The sequence below is a fragment of the Pseudomonas sp. JDS28PS106 genome, assembly GCF_036706555.1.
Taxonomy (GTDB): domain Bacteria; phylum Pseudomonadota; class Gammaproteobacteria; order Pseudomonadales; family Pseudomonadaceae; genus Aquipseudomonas.
In genome coordinates, this window is record NZ_JBAJGT010000011.1 from 125,161 (window position 1) to 144,513 (window position 19,353).

Annotated in this window: 11 protein-coding genes; 10 read left to right on the forward strand and 1 reads right to left on the reverse strand. The window is 63.6% G+C overall.

Translation table 11 applies throughout. The features are described 5' to 3' along the window. The first annotated feature begins 2 nt into the window (after positions 1-2). The 10 genes from TRP66_RS18075 to TRP66_RS18120 all read left to right on the forward strand — a co-directional run bounded on the left by TRP66_RS18075 (position 3) and on the right by TRP66_RS18120 (position 19,015). Complete coding sequence (locus TRP66_RS18075; RefSeq protein ID WP_333405289.1) at positions 3-653, forward strand: GNAT family N-acetyltransferase; 651 nt, start codon at positions 3-5, stop codon at positions 651-653. Positions 654-719: 66 nt separating this feature from the next. Beyond that, a complete protein-coding gene (locus TRP66_RS18080; RefSeq protein ID WP_333405292.1) occupies positions 720-2,447 on the forward strand; it encodes an autotransporter assembly complex protein TamA in 1,728 nt (575 codons plus the stop codon). Between the two features lie 62 nt (positions 2,448-2,509). Next, on the forward strand, positions 2,510-6,133 hold the full coding sequence (locus TRP66_RS18085) for a translocation/assembly module TamB domain-containing protein (protein ID WP_442965222.1): 3,624 nt from the start codon (positions 2,510-2,512) through the stop codon (positions 6,131-6,133). Between the two features lie 118 nt (positions 6,134-6,251). After that, positions 6,252-6,752, forward strand: a complete 501-nt coding sequence (tpx, locus tag TRP66_RS18090; RefSeq protein ID WP_333405294.1) for a thiol peroxidase — start codon at positions 6,252-6,254, stop codon at positions 6,750-6,752. A 150-nt stretch (positions 6,753-6,902) separates the two neighbouring features. Beyond that, positions 6,903-8,216, forward strand: coding sequence for an MdtA/MuxA family multidrug efflux RND transporter periplasmic adaptor subunit (locus TRP66_RS18095; RefSeq protein ID WP_333405296.1), 1,314 nt, complete (start codon positions 6,903-6,905; stop codon positions 8,214-8,216). Next, positions 8,213-11,320, forward strand: a complete 3,108-nt coding sequence (locus tag TRP66_RS18100; protein ID WP_333405298.1) for an MdtB/MuxB family multidrug efflux RND transporter permease subunit — start codon at positions 8,213-8,215, stop codon at positions 11,318-11,320. Before TRP66_RS18095 ends, TRP66_RS18100 begins: the two co-directional genes overlap by 4 nt. Continuing rightward, positions 11,317-14,421, forward strand: coding sequence for a multidrug efflux RND transporter permease subunit (locus TRP66_RS18105; RefSeq protein ID WP_333405300.1), 3,105 nt, complete (start codon positions 11,317-11,319; stop codon positions 14,419-14,421). Before TRP66_RS18100 ends, TRP66_RS18105 begins: the two co-directional genes overlap by 4 nt. Continuing rightward, complete coding sequence (locus tag TRP66_RS18110) at positions 14,418-15,887, forward strand: efflux transporter outer membrane subunit (protein WP_333405302.1); 1,470 nt, start codon at positions 14,418-14,420, stop codon at positions 15,885-15,887. The genes TRP66_RS18105 and TRP66_RS18110 overlap by 4 nt, the downstream gene beginning before the upstream one ends. 174 nt (positions 15,888-16,061) lie before the next feature. Beyond that, positions 16,062-18,167: a putative bifunctional diguanylate cyclase/phosphodiesterase gene (locus TRP66_RS18115; protein WP_333405304.1), complete on the forward strand. Its 2,106-nt coding sequence runs from the start codon at positions 16,062-16,064 to the stop codon at positions 18,165-18,167. A gap of 101 nt (positions 18,168-18,268) precedes the next feature. Further along, the gene (locus tag TRP66_RS18120; protein ID WP_333405306.1) at positions 18,269-19,015 is read left to right on the forward strand and encodes an SDR family oxidoreductase; all 747 of its coding nucleotides are present in this window, start codon (positions 18,269-18,271) and stop codon (positions 19,013-19,015) included. 12 nt (positions 19,016-19,027) lie between these two features. Here the strand turns inward: TRP66_RS18120 and TRP66_RS18125 are convergent, their stop codons facing one another. Next, positions 19,028-19,261: a DUF3203 family protein gene (locus TRP66_RS18125; RefSeq protein WP_333405308.1), complete on the reverse strand. Its 234-nt coding sequence runs from the start codon at positions 19,259-19,261 to the stop codon at positions 19,028-19,030. Positions 19,262-19,353: the final 92 nt, after the last annotated feature.

The window sequence follows — 19,353 nt, forward strand, 5'->3', positions numbered from 1 at the left end:
TCATGACCCAGACTACTGCCATCGTGGCCGAAGTTCGCCAGCTGGACAGCGGTTACTCCCGGGAAGCCCGCTCCCTGCTATTCCAGGCCTACCGTCACGAGCCCAGCTTTGCCTGGCTGTTCAACGCCCAACGCGCCGGGTACGAGCATCGGGTCCGGGCGACCGTGCGCGAACTGGTCAAACAGCACTTTCTGCAGGACCTGCCGGGCCTGGGGCTGTTCATCGACGACCGGATGGTCGCCGTCGCGCTTATCGCTCCGCCGCAACGCCGGCTGGGGATCACGGAAAGCTGGGCCTGGCGGATCCGGATGGTCATGAGCACCGGCCTGAGCTGCACCCGACGTTACCTGGAGTACTACAACTCGGTGCTCGCGTGCCTGCCCACCGAAGCCGTGCACGTCCTGCCGTTGCTGGGCGTGCTGCCCGAGTACCAGGGACATCACTTGGGCGAACAACTGCTCCAGGCCTTGCACGACTGGTGTGCGGAAGACGAGAACTCCGCAGGTATCGTGCTCGACACGGGAAATCCCCACTATCTTGAGTTCTATAAGCGACAGGGCTATCAGGAAATCGGTGAAATTGCAGTAGGACCGATCCTGGAGCACGTGTTTTTTCATCCAAACCCCAAGGGTAGCCAGCTTGCCACGGCCTAAGAGACTGAAATTCCGGTCTTTTGAGCGGTTCGGCGACGCCCTTCGATCGTGTTAGCATCCCCGCCCATGAAGGTTTTTAAAGTTGTTACCAGCGGCGCGCTCATGCTGTCGGTGAGCGCGGCAGTGTTTGCCGAGCCGCGTCTGGATGTGCGCATCGAGCCCGCCAACGTGGGTCTGAAGTCCAATGTCGAAGGCTACGTCGGCAGCCTGGGCGAGCGTGATGCCCAGGCGCTGCGCCAGTTCAGTCTCGGCGCCGAGGAGCAGGCGCAGAAGGCCGCGCAGGCGCTGGGGTATTACCAGGCTCGCATCGACAGCGAAGTGATCGAAGGCCGCGATCCGCGTCTGGTGGTCCATATCCAGCCGGGCGAACCCGTGCGGCTGCGCAACGTGACAGTGCGCGTGGAAGGGGCGGCAGCTTCTCTGAAAGCGTTTCGGGTTCCGCGAAGCGACCTGCTGAAGCCGGGTGCGATTCTCAATCATGGGCATTATGAAGAAGCCAAGAGCCTGATCCAGAACCAGGCTTCGCGGTACGGATTCTTCAGTGGGCGCTTCACTCGCCAGCGTCTGGCGGTGGACCCCCGCGCCGGTGTGGCGGATATCGAACTGATCTATGACAGCGGCCCGCGCTACTCGCTGGGACAGGTGTCGTTCAGCGGCAATACGCCGTTCGACCAGGATTTGCTGAAGCGCATGGTGCCGTTCAAGGAGAACACGCCCTACGACTCCGAACTCATCGCCCAGCTGAACCAGGCCATGCAGTCCAGCGGCTACTTCGAAGTGGTGCGGGTCGACGCCGCGCCGACCGCTGCGGTCGGACAGACCATCCCCGTCAACGTGCTGCTGCATACCCGCAAACCCCGGACCATGGGCCTGGGCCTGGGCTACTCGACTGACGTCGGTCCCCGGGGCAGGGCAAACTGGACCCGCCACTGGATCAACCCCCAAGGCCACAGCTGGGGACTGGAGTCCGAGCTGTCCGCGCCCAGGCAGAACATTGGTCTGTGGTACGACGTCCCGCTCGATCCGCCGCTGACCGACAAACTGCGCTACGCCGGAGGCTACCAATATGAAGAGATCGCCGGCACCGACAGCCTGAGCAAACTGCTCACCGTCGGTCCTGAGTGGCACAGTCGACTGGCCAGCGGCTGGGAACGTGTGGTTTCGCTCAAATGGCAACGCGAGGAATACCGGCTGGGCGACGATTCCGGGCTGAGCACACTGCTGATGCCCGGCATCAGCTTTTCCTACCTGCGCAGCGACAATCGCATCGATCCGCAGAATGGCTACCGCCTGCAGTTCGGCACCCAGGTCGCGGCCGAGGGTCTGCTGTCCGACGCCAACCTGATCCGGGGCGACGCGCTGGTCAAAGGCCTGACCACTCTTGCCGAGAAACACCGTCTGCTCGGCCGGGTGCAGGTCGGCGGCAACTTCACCAACGGCTACAGCGCCATTCCGCCTTCGCTGCGCTTCTTCGCCGGTGGCGACCAGAGCGTTCGCGGTTACGACTACCAGAACCTGTCCCCGACCAACTCCGACGGCGACCGTATCGGCGGCCGTTACATGGTCGCCGGCAGTGTCGAGTATCAGTACTCGGTCGCCGAGAAATGGCGGGTCGCGACCTTCGTCGACCAGGGCAACTCGTTCAACAGCCTTGACCTGCCGAGCCTCAAGACGGGCGTGGGTATCGGCGTGCGCTGGGTGTCGCCGGTCGGCCCTTTGCGGCTCGACCTTGCCCACCCGCTCGACGGCGATGGCGGTGTGCGGCTGCATTTTTCGATGGGGCCGGAACTGTGAATACTATGAAACTCAAGCGCGGCGTGCTCTGGTTCGCTGCCGGTCTGCTCGCTCTGGTCCTGATGATCGTGCTGGTGCTCGCGTTGCTGCTCGGCACCCAGGCCGGCAGCCGCTGGGCGCTGGGCCTGGTGCCGGGCCTGGAGGTCGAGAACTTCTCGGGGCGGCTGGGCGGTCGCTGGAGCGCCGATCACATCGTCTGGCAGCAGGGCGCGGATCGGGCCGAGGTCGATGCCGCGAGCTTCGACTGGTCCCCTGGCTGCCTGCTGAAAATGACCCTGTGCATCGACCGGCTGCACGCCGCGCAAATCCGACTGAAGTTCCCGCCAAGCGATCAGCCTACCAGCGAAGGGCCGTTGACGCTTCCTGATCTCCAACTGCCTTTGCAGCTTCAATTGCAGGACATCCAGCTCGGCAGCCTGCAGCTCGACGGCGTCGAGCAGGTTCGGGACTTGCAACTCGCCGCCCATTGGACCCCCGAAGGCCTGCGGATTGACAGCGCTCACCTGCAGCGGGACGAGATCGTTCTGGATCTGGAAGGCTTGCTGACCCCCACTGGCGAGTGGCCTTTGAACGCCAAGGGCCGCTTGCAGCTGCCGGCCCAGGATAATCAGCCCTGGTCCCTGGCGCTGGATATCCAGGGCAATCTTCTGCAAACGCTGCAGTTGTCGGCTGATAGCACCGGCTATCTGAATGGTCGTCTGGCTGGCGAGCTGGAGCCCCTGACGGAAAATCTGCCGGCGCGGATCCGACTGACGTCCGAGCGGTTCAAACCCAGCGCTGCGCTACCCGATACATTGCAGCTGGAGCAATTGGTCCTCGCCATTGAAGGCGATCTGGCGAAAGGCTACGCGATAGAGGGCACCTCCAGCCTGCCTGCTGAGAAGGGGGCGATAGCGCTGGCGCTCAAAGGTCGGGTCGACGCCAAGGGCGCGCAGATTGCCGCGCTGGATCTGGCGGACGGCGATCAGCAACGGCTGGGGCTGGCTGGAACCGTGAACTGGGAGTCCGGGCTCAAAGCCGATGCCCGGATCGACTGGAAGGATTTTCCCTGGCAACGGCTGTACCCGGTCGAGAGCGAGCCGCAGGTACGGCTGAAAACCTTCGTGGGTGAGGTTTCCTATACCGACGGCAAATATCTCGGCCACTTCGACGGCAAGCTGGACGGCCCGGCCGGTGCGTTCAGCATCACCAGCCCGTTCAGCGGCGACTTGCAGAACGTCTATCTGCCGCAGCTGGAACTGGTAGCAGGGCAGGGCAAGGCGAGCGGTCATGTGAACATCGGGTTCGCTGACGGGATTGCCTGGGACACTGCGCTGGATCTCAGCGCCCTCGACCCATCGTACTGGGTCGCCGAACTGCCCGGCACCCTGGCGGGGCCGTTGCGTAGCAAGGGCCAGTCGAAGGACGGCCGGTTGCAGCTGGATGCCCATCTGGATCTCAAGGGCCGCCTGCGCGGTCAGCCGGCGGTGATCGCGGCCGTCGCCGACGGCGCGGGCGAGCAGTGGAATCTGAGCGCCTTGAACATCCGCCTGGGCGACAACCGTATAGAAGGCAGCGGCAGTTTGCAGCAGCGACTCGCGGGGCGGCTCGACCTTGATCTTTCCCGACTCGGCCAGCTCTGGCCGGGTCTGCAAGGACGGGTCAAGGGGCGGGTCGACGTTGCCGGTACGCTCCAGGCGCCGCAGGGTCAACTGGCCCTCCAGGGCAGTCAGATCGCGCTGGGCGCCAATCGCGTGCAAAGCCTGAATATCGCCGCGCGAGTCGATCAGGCCCAGCGAGGCACGCTGGATCTCGTTGCCAGTGGAATCGACGCCGGGGAGGCCCGGCTGGGCGTTCTGAATATCGACGGGCAGGGCACGCTCAAGGCGCATCAGGTCAAGATAGGCCTGCGCGGTCCCACTCTGAATCTGGCGACGGCGCTGGACGGCGGGCTGGACAAGGGCAATTGGCAAGGGCGGCTGGTCAATGGCAGCGTGCAGGCCGGCGGTCAGGACTGGCGGTTGCAGAACCCCGCGAAGCTGGCGTACATGGCCGATGGCCGCTTCGACCTGGGCGCCCATTGCTGGCTGTCCGGCAACGCCAGCCTGTGCGGCGAGGATCAGCGTCTGATGCCCGAACCGCGCTTGCGCTATCACTTGAAAAACTTCCCGTTGCAGAGTCTCGCGCAGTGGCTGCCGAAAGATCTGCAATGGAAGGGCATGCTTAATGCCAATGTGCGGCTCGATGTGCCGGCGGCAGGTCCATCCGGCCAGATCACGGTGGACGCGAGCGGCGGTACCTTGCGGATTCGTGACAAGGATCAGTGGCTGGATTTCCCCTATCAGGCCTTGAAGCTGGACAGCACCCTGGCGCCCAAGCGCATCGACACACGCCTGGACTTCGACGGCGCGCGGCTCGGCCGACTGCGCTTGAACGCCAGCATCGATCCGCTGGCCAAGGACAAGCCGCTGACCGGCGACTTCGATCTTTCCGGGCTGGATATCTCCGTGGCGCGCCCCTTCGCGCCCATGGTGCAGACGCTAACCGGACGGCTCAACGGCAACGGGAAGCTGTCGGGCAGCCTGCTCGCGCCGCAGGTCAACGGCCGCGTCATCCTTGACGGCGGTGAAGTGTCCGGGCCCGAGTTGCCCATGGAATTGCGTGACCTCCGGCTGCAGGCGCTGATCGCCGGTGAGAATGTACAGATCGATGGCGGCTGGAAAAGCGGAGCCACCGGGCAAGGCTCACTGAACGGCCAGATCAACTGGGCTCAGGCGCTGATGGTTGATCTCAACCTGAAAGGCTCTCGCTTGCCGGTGACGGTGGAGCCCTACGCGACCGTGGAAGCCGCGCCCGATCTGGAAATCGCCATGCAGGGCGATCGCCTCGCGGTGTCCGGAAAGGTCAGGGTACCCAAAGGCGCCATCACCGTGCGCGAGCTGCCGCCCTCGACTGTGAAGGTGTCGGAAGACACCGTGATCGTCGGTCAGCAGACTGACCAGGGCAAGCCGCCGATGGCGGTTGCGATGGATATTGACGTGGAGGTGGGCGAGGAGCGCTTGAGCTTCACAGGCTTCGGTCTGACCGCCAATCTGGCTGGGCATTTCCATATCGGCGACAACCTCGACACGCGCGGCGAGCTGACACTCGATGACGGTCGCTATCGGGCGTATGGCCAGCGCCTGACGATCCGCCGGGCGCGGCTGCTGTTCGCAGGTCCGATCTCCCAGCCGTACCTGGATATCGAAGCCATTCGCCAGACCGATGACGTGATCGCCGGCATTCGCCTTTCCGGCAGCGCCGAGCAGCCGACCACCGAGGTGTTCTCCGAGCCGGCGATGAGCCAGGAACAGGCCTTGTCCTACCTGATCATGGGCCGCCCGTTGGGCGAAACCGGCGAGGACACCAATATGGTGGCCCAGGCCGCCCTGGCGCTGGGGGTCGCAGGAAGCGCATCGACCACCGGCAAGCTGGCGAGCAATCTCGGCATTAAGGATTTCGAGCTGGACACCTCGGGCAGCGGTGACGAAACCAGCGTGGTCGCCAGCGGCAAGATCACCGACAAGCTGAGCCTGCGTTACGGCGTGGGTGTGTTCGAACCGGCCAACACCATTGCGCTGCGCTATCTGCTGAGCAAACGGGTCTATCTGGAAGCGGCGAGCGGAATCGCCAGTTCGCTGGATATCTTCTACAAGCGCGACTTCTGACCGCAGGCACGGTCTGCAACCGTGCCGCGGCACTTTCATGGTCCGCCGATGTAGGTTGTCGGCGGCTTTCGTGATTAACTTCCGACTCTTTCCCTCACTTTGCATAAGGACTGGTTACATGGCTCAAGTGACTCTCAAGGGCGGCGCCGTTCAGATCGACGGCGAACTGCCGAAAACCGGCAGCTCCGCGCCCGCGTTCACGCTGGTCGGCGCAGGCCTGGCCAACGTTTCGCTGGCCGACTTCGCCGGCAAGCGCAAGGTCCTCAACATCTTCCCGAGCGTGGATACCCCGACCTGCGCGACCTCGGTGCGCAAGTTCAACGCTCAGGCCAACGCGCTGGATAATGCCGTGGTGCTGTGCATCTCCGCCGACCTGCCATTTGCCCAGGCGCGCTTCTGCGGCTCCGAAGGTCTGGAAAACGTGCAGAACCTGTCGGTTTTCCGCAGCGCCGATTTCAGCCGCAACTATGGCGTGGCCATCGCCGACGGCCCGCTGGCCGGTCTGACGGCCCGTGCGGTCGTGGTGCTGGACGAGAACGATACCGTGCTGCACAGCGAGCTGGTCCCGGAAATCGCTCAGGAACCGGACTACGATGCGGCCCTGGCTGCCCTGAAGTAACAGGATCGTCACCTCGGCGGTCTGGTTTGCCCAGGCCGCTTTTTTATTGGCGTCTCAACCGTTTAATGAAAGTAAGCGCTTGGTAAAGGCGCTTTGCTTGTCACTCATCTGTGCTTATTGTTCAGCCTCCGAACAAGCCCCACCCCCGTAATGGTTGATTTATTCATGCAATCGTCTGGCCCCCGTAATTCTCGTCGCTGGTTGATCAGTCTGCTGGTTCTGCTGCTCATCGTTGCCCTGTGCTGGTGGTTGTGGCCTTCCGCGGCCAGCCGCAAGGACGCGACCCCCGGTGCATCCAGCGGCCCGGCACGAGCGGGCGGACCGGTACGTCCGGGCTTCGGAGGCTCCGCGGCGGCGGTGCCGGTGCGGGTAGCACCGGTGACCCAGGGAGATTTCCCGATCTACTACAAGGCGCTGGGCACCGTCACCGCGACCAACACCATCAACGTGCGCAGCCGCGTGGCGGGCGAACTGATCAGGATTCACTTCCAGGAAGGCCAGATGGTCAAGGCCGGCGACCTGCTGGCGGAGATCGACCCGCGCAGCTATCAGGTGGCCTTGCAGCAGGCAGAAGGCACCCTGGCGACCAATCAGGCGTTGCTCAAGAATGCGCAACTCGATCTCAAGCGCTACCGGGGACTGTTCGCCGAGGACAGTATCGCCAAGCAGACCCTGGACACTGCCGAATCGTTGGTCAACCAGTACCAGGGCACCATCAAGACCAATCAGGCAGCAGTTGCCGAGGCGAAGCTGAACCTCGACTTCACTCGTATTCGCGCGCCCATCGCCGGCCGGGTGGGCCTCAAGCAACTGGACGTCGGTAATCTGGTGGCGGCCAATGACACGACTGCGCTGGTGGTGATCACTCAGACGCAGCCGATTTCCGTCAACTTCACCTTGCCGGAAAAGGACCTCTCCGCTGTGCTGACGCGCTATCGCACGGGCGACAAGCTGCCGGTGGAAGCCTGGGATCGCGGCGACGTGCAAATGCAGGCCAGCGGCGTGCTCGCCAGTCTCGACAACCAGATCGACGTCGCCACCGGAACCCTGAAATTCAAGGCGCGTTTCGATAACAAGGACGAAACCCTGTTCCCCAACCAGTTCGTCAACGTTCGACTGCGCGCCGATACCCTGCGTCAGGCAGTGCTGGTACCCACTGCGGCCGTGCAGTTCGGCACCAACGGCACCTTCGTCTACGTGCTGGACGGCGACAAGAAGGTCAAGATCAATCTGCTCAAGACCGGCCCGAGCGACGAGCAGTCCACGGTCATCACCGAGGGGCTGGCGGCCGGGGCGCGGGTCGTGCTCGAAGGCACGGACCGGCTGCGTGATGGCGCCGAAGTCGAAGTGGTCAGCGACAGCAAGGACGTGCCGGCCGGGCCCAACCAGCAGTTGCAGGGTTCGCCAGCCAAGCCCGGCGAGAAATCGGCGATGGCCGACAAGGTGGAAAGTCCGCGCGTATGAACCTGTCCCGCCTGTTCATCCTGCGACCGGTCGCCACGACCCTCAGCATGCTGGCGCTCGTGCTCTCCGGCCTGATCGCCTACACCTTGCTGCCGGTCTCGGCCCTGCCGCAGGTCGACTTCCCGACCATACGGGTGATGACGCTCTATCCGGGAGCGAGCCCGCAAGTCATGACCAGCGCTGTCACCGCGCCGCTGGAACGGCAGTTCGGACAAATGCCGGGCCTGACGCAGATGGCGTCCACCAGTTCCGGCGGCGCCTCGGTGATCACCTTGCGCTTCAGCCTCGACATCAACATGGATGTCGCGGAGCAAGAAGTGCAGGCGGCGATCAACGCGGCCACCAATCTGCTGCCCGACGATTTGCCGGCGCCGCCGGTCTATAACAAGGTCAACCCGGCCGACACGCCGGTGCTGACCCTGGCGATCACCTCGACCACCATGCCGTTGCCACGGCTCAACGACCTGGTGGACACGCGCATGGCCCAGCGTATCTCGCAGATCAGTGGCGTCGGCATGGTGAGCATCGCCGGTGGTCAGCGCCAGGCCGTGCGAATCAAGGTCAATGCCCAGGCACTGGCGGCCAACAGCCTGAACCTGGCGGACGTGCGCTCGCTGGTCAACGCGTCGAACGTCAACCAGCCCAAGGGCAACTTCGACGGTCCCACCCGGGTGTCCATGCTGGACGCCAACGACCAGCTCAAGTCCCCCGAGGAGTACGCCAACCTGATCCTGGCGTACAAGGACGGCGCGCCGCTGCGGCTCAAGGACGTGGCGGAAATCGTCGACGGCGCCGAGAACGAGCGCCTGGCCGCCTGGGCCAATCGTAATCAGGCGGTATTGCTGAACATCCAGCGCCAGCCGGGCGCCAACGTCATCGACGTGGTCGACCGCATTCAGGCCATGCTGCCGGGCATCACCGATAATCTGCCGGCCGGTATTGACGTCAAGGTTCTGACCGACAGGACCCAGACCATCCGCGCCTCGGTCACCGACGTGCAGCACGAACTGATGATCGCCATCGTGCTGGTGGTGCTGGTGACCTTCCTGTTCCTGCGCCGGGTCAGCGCCACCATCATTCCGTCCATTGCCGTGCCGCTGTCGCTGGTGGGCACGTTCGGCGTGATGTACCTGGCCGGTTTCTCAATCAACAACCTGACCCTGATGGCGCTGACCATCGCCACCGGCTTCGTGGTGGACGATGCGATTGTCATGCTGGAGAACATTTCCCGGCACATCGAAGAGGGCGAACCGCCGATGCAGGCGGCGCTCAAGGGCGCCCGGCAGATCGGTTTCACCCTGGTGTCGCTGACCCTGTCGCTGATTGCCGTGCTGATCCCGCTGCTGTTCATGGCCGATGTGGTCGGCCGGCTGTTCCGCGAATTCGCCATCACCCTGGCGGTGGCGATCCTGATTTCCCTGGTAGTGTCCCTGACGCTGACGCCCATGATGTGTGCGCGTCTGCTCAAGCGTGAGCCCGAGGCGCACGAGCAGGGCCGTTTCTACAAGGCTAGCGGTGCCTGGATCGACTGGTTGATCGACGTGTATGCCGGTCGGCTGCGCTGGGTCCTGAAAAATCAGTTCCTGACCCTGCTGGTGGCGATCGGCACGCTGGCGCTGACGGTCGTGCTGTACATCGCGGTTCCCAAGGGCTTCTTTCCGGTTCAGGACACCGGGGTCATTCAGGGCATCTCCGAAGCGCCTCAATCCGTCTCCTTCGCCTCCATGAGCGAGCGGCAGCAGACGCTGGCCGACATTATTCTGCAAGACCCTGCCGTCACCAGCCTCTCGTCCTATATCGGCGTGGATGGTGACAACGCCACGCTCAACAGCGGGCGGCTGCTGATCAATCTCAAGCCCCATGGCGAGCGGGACGTGACCGCCGCTGAAGTGATCCAGCGCTTGCAGCCTCAACTGGACAAGCTGTCGGGCATCCGGTTGTTCATGCAGCCGGTCCAGGACCTGACCATCGAAGACCGGGTCAGCCGCACTCAGTACCAATTCAGCATGTCGTCGCCCGACGCCGAACTGCTCAGCCTGTGGAGCGGCAAACTGACCGATGCGCTGGCCCGCCGTCCTGAACTCACCGACGTCGCCAGCGACCTGCAGGACAAGGGCCTGCAAGTGTTCCTGTCGATCGATCGCGACGCCGCCAGCCGGGTAGGGGTGAGTGTCGCCAATATCACCGATGCGCTCTATGACGCCTTCGGCCAGCGCCAGATTTCCACGATCTACACCCAGGCCAGCCAGTATCGCGTGGTGCTGCAGGCCGACGCGGCGAATGAACTGGGGCCAATGGCGCTCGATCAGATCCACGTCAAGACCACCGATGGCGCGCAGGTCAAGCTGTCGAGTCTGGCCACCGTCGAGCAGCGCCAGGCGCAACTGGCCATCGCCCATATCGGCCAGTTTCCGGCGGTGATGATGTCGTTCAACCTGGCGCCCGGCGTGGCACTGGGTGAAGCGGTGCAGGTCATCGAACAGGTGCAGAAGGACATCGGCATGCCGCTGGGCGTGCAGACCGAGTTCCAGGGCGCGGCGCAAGCCTTCCAGGCGTCGCTGTCCAGTACGCTGTTGCTGGTGCTGGCGGCGGTGGTGACCATGTATATCGTGCTGGGCGTTCTGTACGAGAGCTACATCCACCCGATCACCATTCTCTCGACCCTGCCATCGGCGGCGGTCGGCGCGCTGCTGGCGCTGATGCTCAGCGGCAACGACCTGGGAATGATCGCGATCATCGGTATCATCCTGCTGATCGGCATCGTCAAGAAGAATGCGATCATGATGATCGACTTCGCCCTGGACGCTGAGCGCAATCGCGGCATCGACCCGCAGACCGCGATCTACGAGGCGGCGCTGCTGCGCTTCAGGCCGATTCTGATGACCACGCTGGCGGCGCTGTTCGGCGCCATTCCCTTGATGCTCGCCACCGGCTCGGGCGCGGAGCTGCGCCAGCCGCTGGGGCTGGTCATGGTGGGCGGCCTGCTGGTCAGCCAGATCCTGACGCTGTTCACGACTCCGGTGATCTACCTGTACTTCGACCGGCTCGGACGGCGCTGGCGTCGCCGACCGGGTGCCGCTCGCCTGGAGCAGGCTGACGCATGAACCTGTCGGCTCCTTTCATCCGCCGCCCGGTCGCCACGGTATTGCTGAGTCTGGCGATCATGCTGCTGGGCGCGGTCAGCTTCCGGCTGCTGCCGGTCGCGCCGCTGCCCAACATGGATTTTCCGGTGATCGTCGTCTCTGCCAGCCTGCCGGGTGCCAGCCCGGAGATCATGGCCTCGAGCGTCGCGACGCCGCTGGAGCGCTCCCTCGGCACCATCGCCGGGATCAGCGCCATGTCCAGCAGCTCCAGCCAGGGCTCGACCCGGGTCATTCTGCAATTCGATCTGGACCGCGACATCAACGGCGCGGCCCGCGAAGTGCAGGCCGCCATCAACGCGTCGCGCAACCTGTTGCCCAGCGGCATGCGCAGCATGCCGACCTACAAGAAGGTCAACCCGTCCCAGGCGCCGATCATGGTGCTGGCGCTGACCTCAGAGGTACTGGAAAAAGGCCAGCTCTACGACCTGGCCTCGACCATCCTGTCCCAGAGTCTGTCCCAGGTTTCCGGAGTCGGCGAAGTGCAGGTCGGCGGCAGCTCGCTGCCCGCGGTGCGGATCGAACTGGAGCCGCACATGCTCGACCAGTACGGCCTGGCACTGGACGACGTTCGCACCGCGATCACCAACACCAACGTGCGCAGGCCCAAGGGGTCGGTGGAGAACGCCGAGCACAACTGGCAGGTTCAGGCCAACGATCAGCTTGAAAAGGCCGCCGACTACGCACCCTTGATCATCCGCTACCAGGACGGCGCCGCGCTGCGCCTCAAGGATGTGGCCAAGGTCAGCGACGCAGTGGAAAACCGTTACAACAGCGGGTTCTTCAACGATCGCTCCGCGGTCCTGCTGGTCATCAACCGGCAGGCCGGCGCCAACATCATCGAAACCGTGGCGCAGATCAAGGAACAGTTGCCCGCGCTGCAGGCGGTGCTGCCGGCCAGCGTCAAACTGGATCTGGCGATGGACCGCTCGCCGGTCATCACCGCTACCCTGCACGAAGCGGAGATGACGCTGCTGATCGCGGTGGTGCTGGTGGTGCTGGTGGTCTTTCTGTTCCTCGGCAGTTTGCGCGCCTCCCTGATCCCGACGCTGGCCGTGCCGGTCTCGCTGGTAGGTACTTTTGCGGTCATGTACCTGTGCGGGTTCTCCCTGAACAACCTGTCTCTGATGGCGCTGATTCTCGCCACCGGGCTGGTGGTGGACGATGCCATCGTCGTGCTGGAAAACATTTCCCGGCACATCGACGAAGGGGTCGATCCGCTGACGGCGGCCTATCGCGGCGCGAAGGAGGTGGGCTTCACGCTGTTGTCGATGAACGTGTCGCTGGTGGCGGTGTTCATCTCGATCCTGTTCATGGGCGGGCTGGTGGAAAGCCTGTTTCGCGAATTTTCCATCACGCTGTCGGTCGCGATCATCGTTTCGCTGGTGGTGTCCCTGACCCTGACCCCGATGCTCTGCGCGCGCTGGCTCAAGCCTCACACCGGCGAGCAGAATGCCTTTCAACGCTGGAGCCAGCGGGTCAACGAGCGCATGGTGGCCGGTTACGACCGCTCGCTGGGCTGGGTGCTGCGCCACCCGCGTCTGACGCTGATCAGCCTGTTGATCACCATCGTGGTGAACGTCGCGCTTTACGTAGTGGTGCCCAAGACGTTCCTGCCGCAGCAGGACACCGGCCAGTTGATGGGCTTCGTGCGCGGTGACGACGGGCTGTCGTTCAAGGTCATGCAGCCGAAGATGGAAATCTTTCGGCGCGCCGTGCTCGCCGACCCGGCTGTACAGAGCGTGGCCGGTTTCATCGGCGGCAACGGCGGCACCAACAACGCGTTCATGATCGTGCGTCTCAAACCGATCGGCGAGCGACGCATCTCCGCCGAGAAGGTCGTCGAGCGGCTGCGCAAGAACATGCCTCAGGTGCCCGGCGGCCGGCTGTTTCTGGCGCCCGACCAGGACTTGCAACTGGGCGGCGGTCGCGAGCAGACCAGTTCCCAGTATCAATACATCCTGCAAAGCGGCGATCTGAGCGAGCTGCGCGAGTGGTATCCGAAAGTTGTCGCGGCGCTCAAGGCGCTGCCGGAGCTGACTGCCATCGATGCGCGCGAGGGACGCGGCGCCCAGCAGGTGACTCTGATGGTGGACCGCGATGCGGCGAAACGGCTGGGTATCGACATGAACATGGTCACCACCGTGCTCAACAATGCCTACAGCCAGCGACAGGTGTCGACCATCTACGATGCGCTGAACCAGTATCAGGTGGTGATGGAGGTCAACCCCAAGTACGCACAGGATCCGGTAACCCTGCAACAGGTGCAGGTCATCACAGCGGAAGGCGAGCGCGTGCCGCTGTCCAGCATCGCGCACTATGAGCGCAGCCTGGAAAACGACCGGGTTTCCCACGACGGCCAGTTCGCCTCCGAGAGCATCTCTTTCGACATTGCCGAAGGTCACACGCTGGATCAGGCGACGGTCGCCATCGAGCGAGCGGTCGCGGCGGTGGGACTGCCGTCCGAGGTCATCGCCAAGATGGCCGGGACCGCCAGCGCGTTTGCGTCAACGCAGAAAAGCCAGCCATGGATGATTCTTGGCGCGTTGCTGGCCGTCTACCTGGTGCTGGGCGTGCTGTATGAAAGCTATATCCACCCGCTGACGATTCTCTCGACACTGCCTTCCGCGGGTGTGGGAGCTCTGCTGTCGATCTACGTTTTGGGTAGCGAATTCAGTCTGATATCGCTGTTGGGCCTGTTCCTGCTGATCGGCGTGGTGAAAAAGAACGCGATCATGATGATCGACCTGGCACTGCACCTGGAACGCGACAGCGGCATGACGCCGCAAGAGTCGATCCGCAGCGCCTGTCTGCAACGCCTGCGACCGATTCTGATGACCACCATGGCCGCGATCCTCGGCGCACTGCCGTTGCTGCTCAGTACCGCGGAGGGCGCCGAAATGCGCCGGCCGCTGGGGCTGACCATCATCGGCGGCCTGGTGTTCAGCCAGATCCTCACGCTTTACACCACCCCGGTGGTCTATCTCTATCTCGACCGCGCGCGCCATCGCTTCAACCGCTGGCGCGGCGTGCGCACCGATGCTGCTCTGGAAACTCCGCTATGACCGTACGCCCAGCTGTTCCTGACCGTTTCCACCGGCTGTTCCGACCAACCGGTCTGGCCTTGGCTCTGTTATTGAGCGCCTGTGCCGTGGGCCCGGATTACCAGACCCCGGAAATGAGCGCGCCCGCGCAGTTCAAGGCCGCGCCGGGCTGGCGGCAGGCGGCTCCGAGCGATGCGATGGCTCGCGGCGCCTGGTGGGAGATCTACCAGGACCCGCAGCTCAATGCGCTGGTCGAGCGACTCAACAGCTCCAACCAGACCGTCGCACAATACGAGGCCCAGTATCGCCAGGCCCAGGCGCTGGTGCGCAGCTCACGCGCGGCGTTTCTGCCAACCGTCGACCTGAGCACGGGCAAGACCCGCTCCAGCCAGGGCACCGGCAGCAGCAGTTCGAGCCTGAGCAACAACAGTAGCGGTATCCGCAATACCTACAACGCGCAGCTGGGCGTCAGTTGGGAAGCCGATATCTGGGGCAAGCTGCGCCGAGGGCTGGAAGCCGATACCGCCAGCGCCCAGGCGAGCCTCGCCGATCTGGCGGCCATGCAGCTGAGTCTGCAGTCGGAACTGGTGCAGAACTATCTGCAACTGCGGGTGATCGATGAGCAGAAGCGGTTGCTGGAAGCCACGGTCGAGGCCTATCAACGCTCCCTGACCATGACTCAGAACCAGTACCGCGCCGGCATATCCGGCCGGGAGGCCGTGGCCCAGGCCCAGACCCAGCTCAAGAGCACTCAGGCCGATCTTATCGATCTGGTCTGGCAGCGAGCGCAGTTTGAAAACGCCATCGCGGTCCTGATGGGCATGGCGCCCGCCGAGTTCAGTCTGGCCATCGCGCCGTCAGTCCCCGCGTTGCCGGACATTCCGGTGGGCATACCTTCGCAATTGCTGGAGCGCCGTCCGGACATCGCTGCGGCCGAGCGTTCGGTGATGGCGGCCAACGCCAACATTGGCGTTGCCAAGGCGGCGTACTACCCGGACTTCACCTTGAGCCTGAGCGGCGGCTACAGCAGCAGCACCTTTTCCAACTGGATCAGCCTGCCGAACCGTTTCTGGTCGGTCGGCCCGCAGCTGGCGATGACGCTGTTCGACGGAGGGCGTCGTTCGGCGGAAGTCGAGCGTTCCGAAGCCGCCTATGACCAGACGGTCGCCCAGTACCGGCAGACGGTTCTGGACGGCTTCCAGGAAGTGGAAAACTACATGGTGCAGCTGAAAGTCTACGAGCAGGAAGCCGTGGTCCGCCAGGAGGCTCTCGAAGCCGCCCGCGAGTCCCTGCGCCTGACCAGCAATCAGTACAAGGCCGGTCTGATCGGTTATCTGGATGTGGTCAATGTGCAAGCCACCGCGTTGAGCAACGAACGCAGCGTGTTGAACGTGTTGCAGAGCCGGCTGATCGCCAGCGTGCAGTTGATGGCCGCGCTGGGTGGCGGTTGGACGGCCGAGGAGGGACTGACGCTCCGAGAGGACTGATGGAAACTCGGCGCCTGCCGATACATCAGGGAAGCCCGGCTCTCACATCAGGACTTCCCTTATGGCCTCGCGCCATTATTTGTGAGTCAGCACCGCGACATTTATCGCCGTTTGGGTACAATTCTTTCGACAGACAGCCCGCAAGTGCTGGACGCTCTTGTAACGGTGAATTTTATGTCAAGCGGTGCCTACATCCCGTCGCTGGTCCTCATCTCCATACTGGTCGCCATCCTGGCGTCCTATACAGCGCTTGACCTCACCGGGCGCATCGCTTCGGCGACCGGGCGCGCGGTCTGGTTCTGGATCGCCGGCGGCGCGTTCGCCATGGGCACAGGCATCTGGTCGATGCATTTCATCGGCATGCTGGCCTACGTGCCGCCGTTCGAAACCGCCTTTGACGTTCCGTTGACCCTGGCGTCGCTGTTCGCCGGCATGTTTTCCTCAGGGTTCGCCCTATGGCTGGTCAGCCAGCCGAGAATGCCGACGCTGCACCTTGGGCTGGGCGCGCTGTGCATGGGCGTCGGCATCGCGTCCATGCATTATCTGGGCATGGCCGCGCTGCGCATGCAGCCGGGGATCGACTACGACCCCGACCTGGTCGGGCTCTCGCTGCTGATCGCGGTCCTGGCCTCGGCCGCAGCCCTGTGGATTGCATTCCGGCTGCGCCAGCAGACCCGCAATGTCGTGCTTGCCCGGCTCGGCGCCGCGGTACTGATGGGTATTGCGATCGTTGGCATGCACTACACCGGCATGGCTGCGGCCAGTTATGCCAGTGGCGCTGTGTGTGGCGCTCTGGAAAACGGGCTGCGCAGTAATGGGCTCGACAAACTGGTGCTGTTCGGCACGCTTGCCGTGCTGACCATCACCTTGCTGACATCCATTCTGGATGCGCGCATGGAAGCCCGCACCGCCGTACTGGCCCAGTCGCTCTTCGAAGCCAACCGAGAGCTGACACAACTAGCGCTGCACGACAACCTTACCGGGCTGCCAAACCGCATATTGCTCGCCGACCGCATCGAGCAGGCGATGAAGGCTGTCAACGAGAAAGGCGGGTGCTTCGCCGTCATGTTCATGGATCTGGATGGCTTCAAGCCGGTCAATGATGCTTATGGCCATCACGTCGGCGACCAGCTTCTGTGTCAGGTTGCAACTCGGCTGAAGGAGAATCTGCACCGCAACGACACCCTGGCGCGTATCGGTGGTGACGAATTCGTCTGGCTTGTCGAACTGGAGGAGCCGCAGGACGCGTCGGGCATCGCCGCCCGCCAGGTCAACGTCATCTGCCGTCCGTTCGACGTCGCCGGTCACGCTCTCCAGGTTTCGGTCAGCATCGGCATCAGTATCTATCCGGGCAACGGTCAGACCCAGCACGAACTGCTGATGAACGCCGACGCCGCCATGTACCACACCAAGGCAGCGGGCAAGAATGCCTACAGTTTCTTCGACGCATCGATGAATACCGACGCGCGTAACAAGCTTCAGTTGCTCCAGGAGTTGCGGGTCGCGCTGCTGGAATCCCAGTTCTGCCTGCATTACCAGCCCAAGTTCGATGCCACCAATGGGCAGCCGGTGGGCGCCGAGGCACTGCTGCGCTGGAACCATCCGCAGCGCGGATTGCTCGGCCCCGATCACTTCATCGGCCTGGCGGAAAAGACCGGTCTGATCATTGCGCTGGGCGACTGGGTGCTTGACGAGGCGTGCAGGCAAATGCGCGACTGGTACCAGCAGGGCTACAGCCACTGGCGCATTGCAGTGAACCTGTCGGCGTTGCAGTTCGGTCACGAAGGGCTGGTCGACACCGTCGCCCGGACGCTCGGCCGGCACAGCCTTCCCGCGAATTGCCTGACCTTGGAAATCACCGAGACGACCGCGATGAGCGATGCGGATGCAGCGCTTTCAGTGCTTCGCAAGCTTTCCGACATGGGAGTGGATCTGTCCATCGACGATTTCGGCACCGGTTATTCGAGCCTGATGTACCTCAAACGCCTGCCCGCCAACGAAATCAAGATCGACCGCGGCTTTGTCCGCGACCTGGAACACGATCGCGACGATGCTGCCATCGTTTCCGCGATTGTCGCGTTGGGTCAGGCGCTGAACCTGCGTATCGTCGCCGAAGGGGTAGAAACCGTGGTCCAGCAGCATTTTCTGTCCAGGCTTGGCTGCAATGCATTGCAAGGGTTCCTGCTGGGACACCCGGCCCCGGCCAGACAGTTCATGGCCGACATCCAGGCGCTGGAACGTGACCGGGGCTCGCCCCGGGCGACTATCGCGACCACTTGACCGCAAGCGGGTTTACAGTTGAAACGCCGGTGCATTGATCGCCGGCACGCAAGCCGGCCACCTGCGCCGGACCGAACGACCTCGACGAACGAGACACATACATGGAAAAGGTTTTGATCATCACCGGCGGCTCACGAGGGATCGGCGCAGCCACCGCCTTGCTTGCGGCCTCGGAAGGGTATCGCATCTGCATCAACTACCTGACCGATCACGAGGCCGCCGATAAAGTCTGCGCGCAGGTGCGAGCGATGGGCGCTCAAGCCATCACCGTGCAGGCCGATGTCAGCAACGAAGACGAAATCATCCGGCTCTACGCGCGGGTAGACGCAGAGCTGGGCCGGGTGACACATCTGGTCAACAACGCCGGCACACTGTCCTCGACATCAAGAGTCGAGGACATGTCTGAATTCCGGCTTCTGAAAATGATGATGACCAACGTAGTCGGTCCGATCCTGTGCAGCAAACACGCCCTGTTGCGCATGCTGCCGGCCCATGGCGGCAGCGGTGGCAGCATCGTCAACGTGTCTTCCGTCGCCTCGCGACTGGGTGCTTCCAACGAGTATGTGGACTACGCGGCCTCCAAGGGCGCCATCGACGCCTTCACCATCGGCCTGTCCAAGGAAGTGGCCGGGGAGGGGGTGCGCGTCAACGCGGTGCGCCCCGGCTATATCTTTACTGACTTCCACGCCCTGAGCGGCGATGCGTTCCGGGTCGGCAAGCTCGAGGGCGCCCTGCCGATGGGGCGCGGCGGCAACGCCGACGAGGTGGCGCAGGCGATCGTCTGGCTGCTGTCGGACAAGGCCTCCTACGCAACCGGCACGTTTATCGATCTGGCGGGCGGGCGCTGATTCCGCCTGGGTTCAGACCGCTCCGCCGCGCGCGACCGTGTTATGGCGTTGATCATCGGCACCGTGCACGGTCAGGGCATCCGCTTCGGCTTCGGTGATCGGCACCGGCGTGCCGTCGATCATGGCTTCGGACATGTGCGTGGCATCGTTGGTGACGATGATCACATCAGCGATCGCGCCATTGAGCACGACGTCGTTGAGCGTGGCCGAGCAGGTTTTTTCCGCACTATCGATTTCCAGAGGCATGGCGTGTTCTCCCGTTGCTGTTGACAAGTCTGGACGATCAGAAGCAATGCGCCACCGCCTGCCGCCCGGGTCGGCACTCCTTTAGCCGGTTG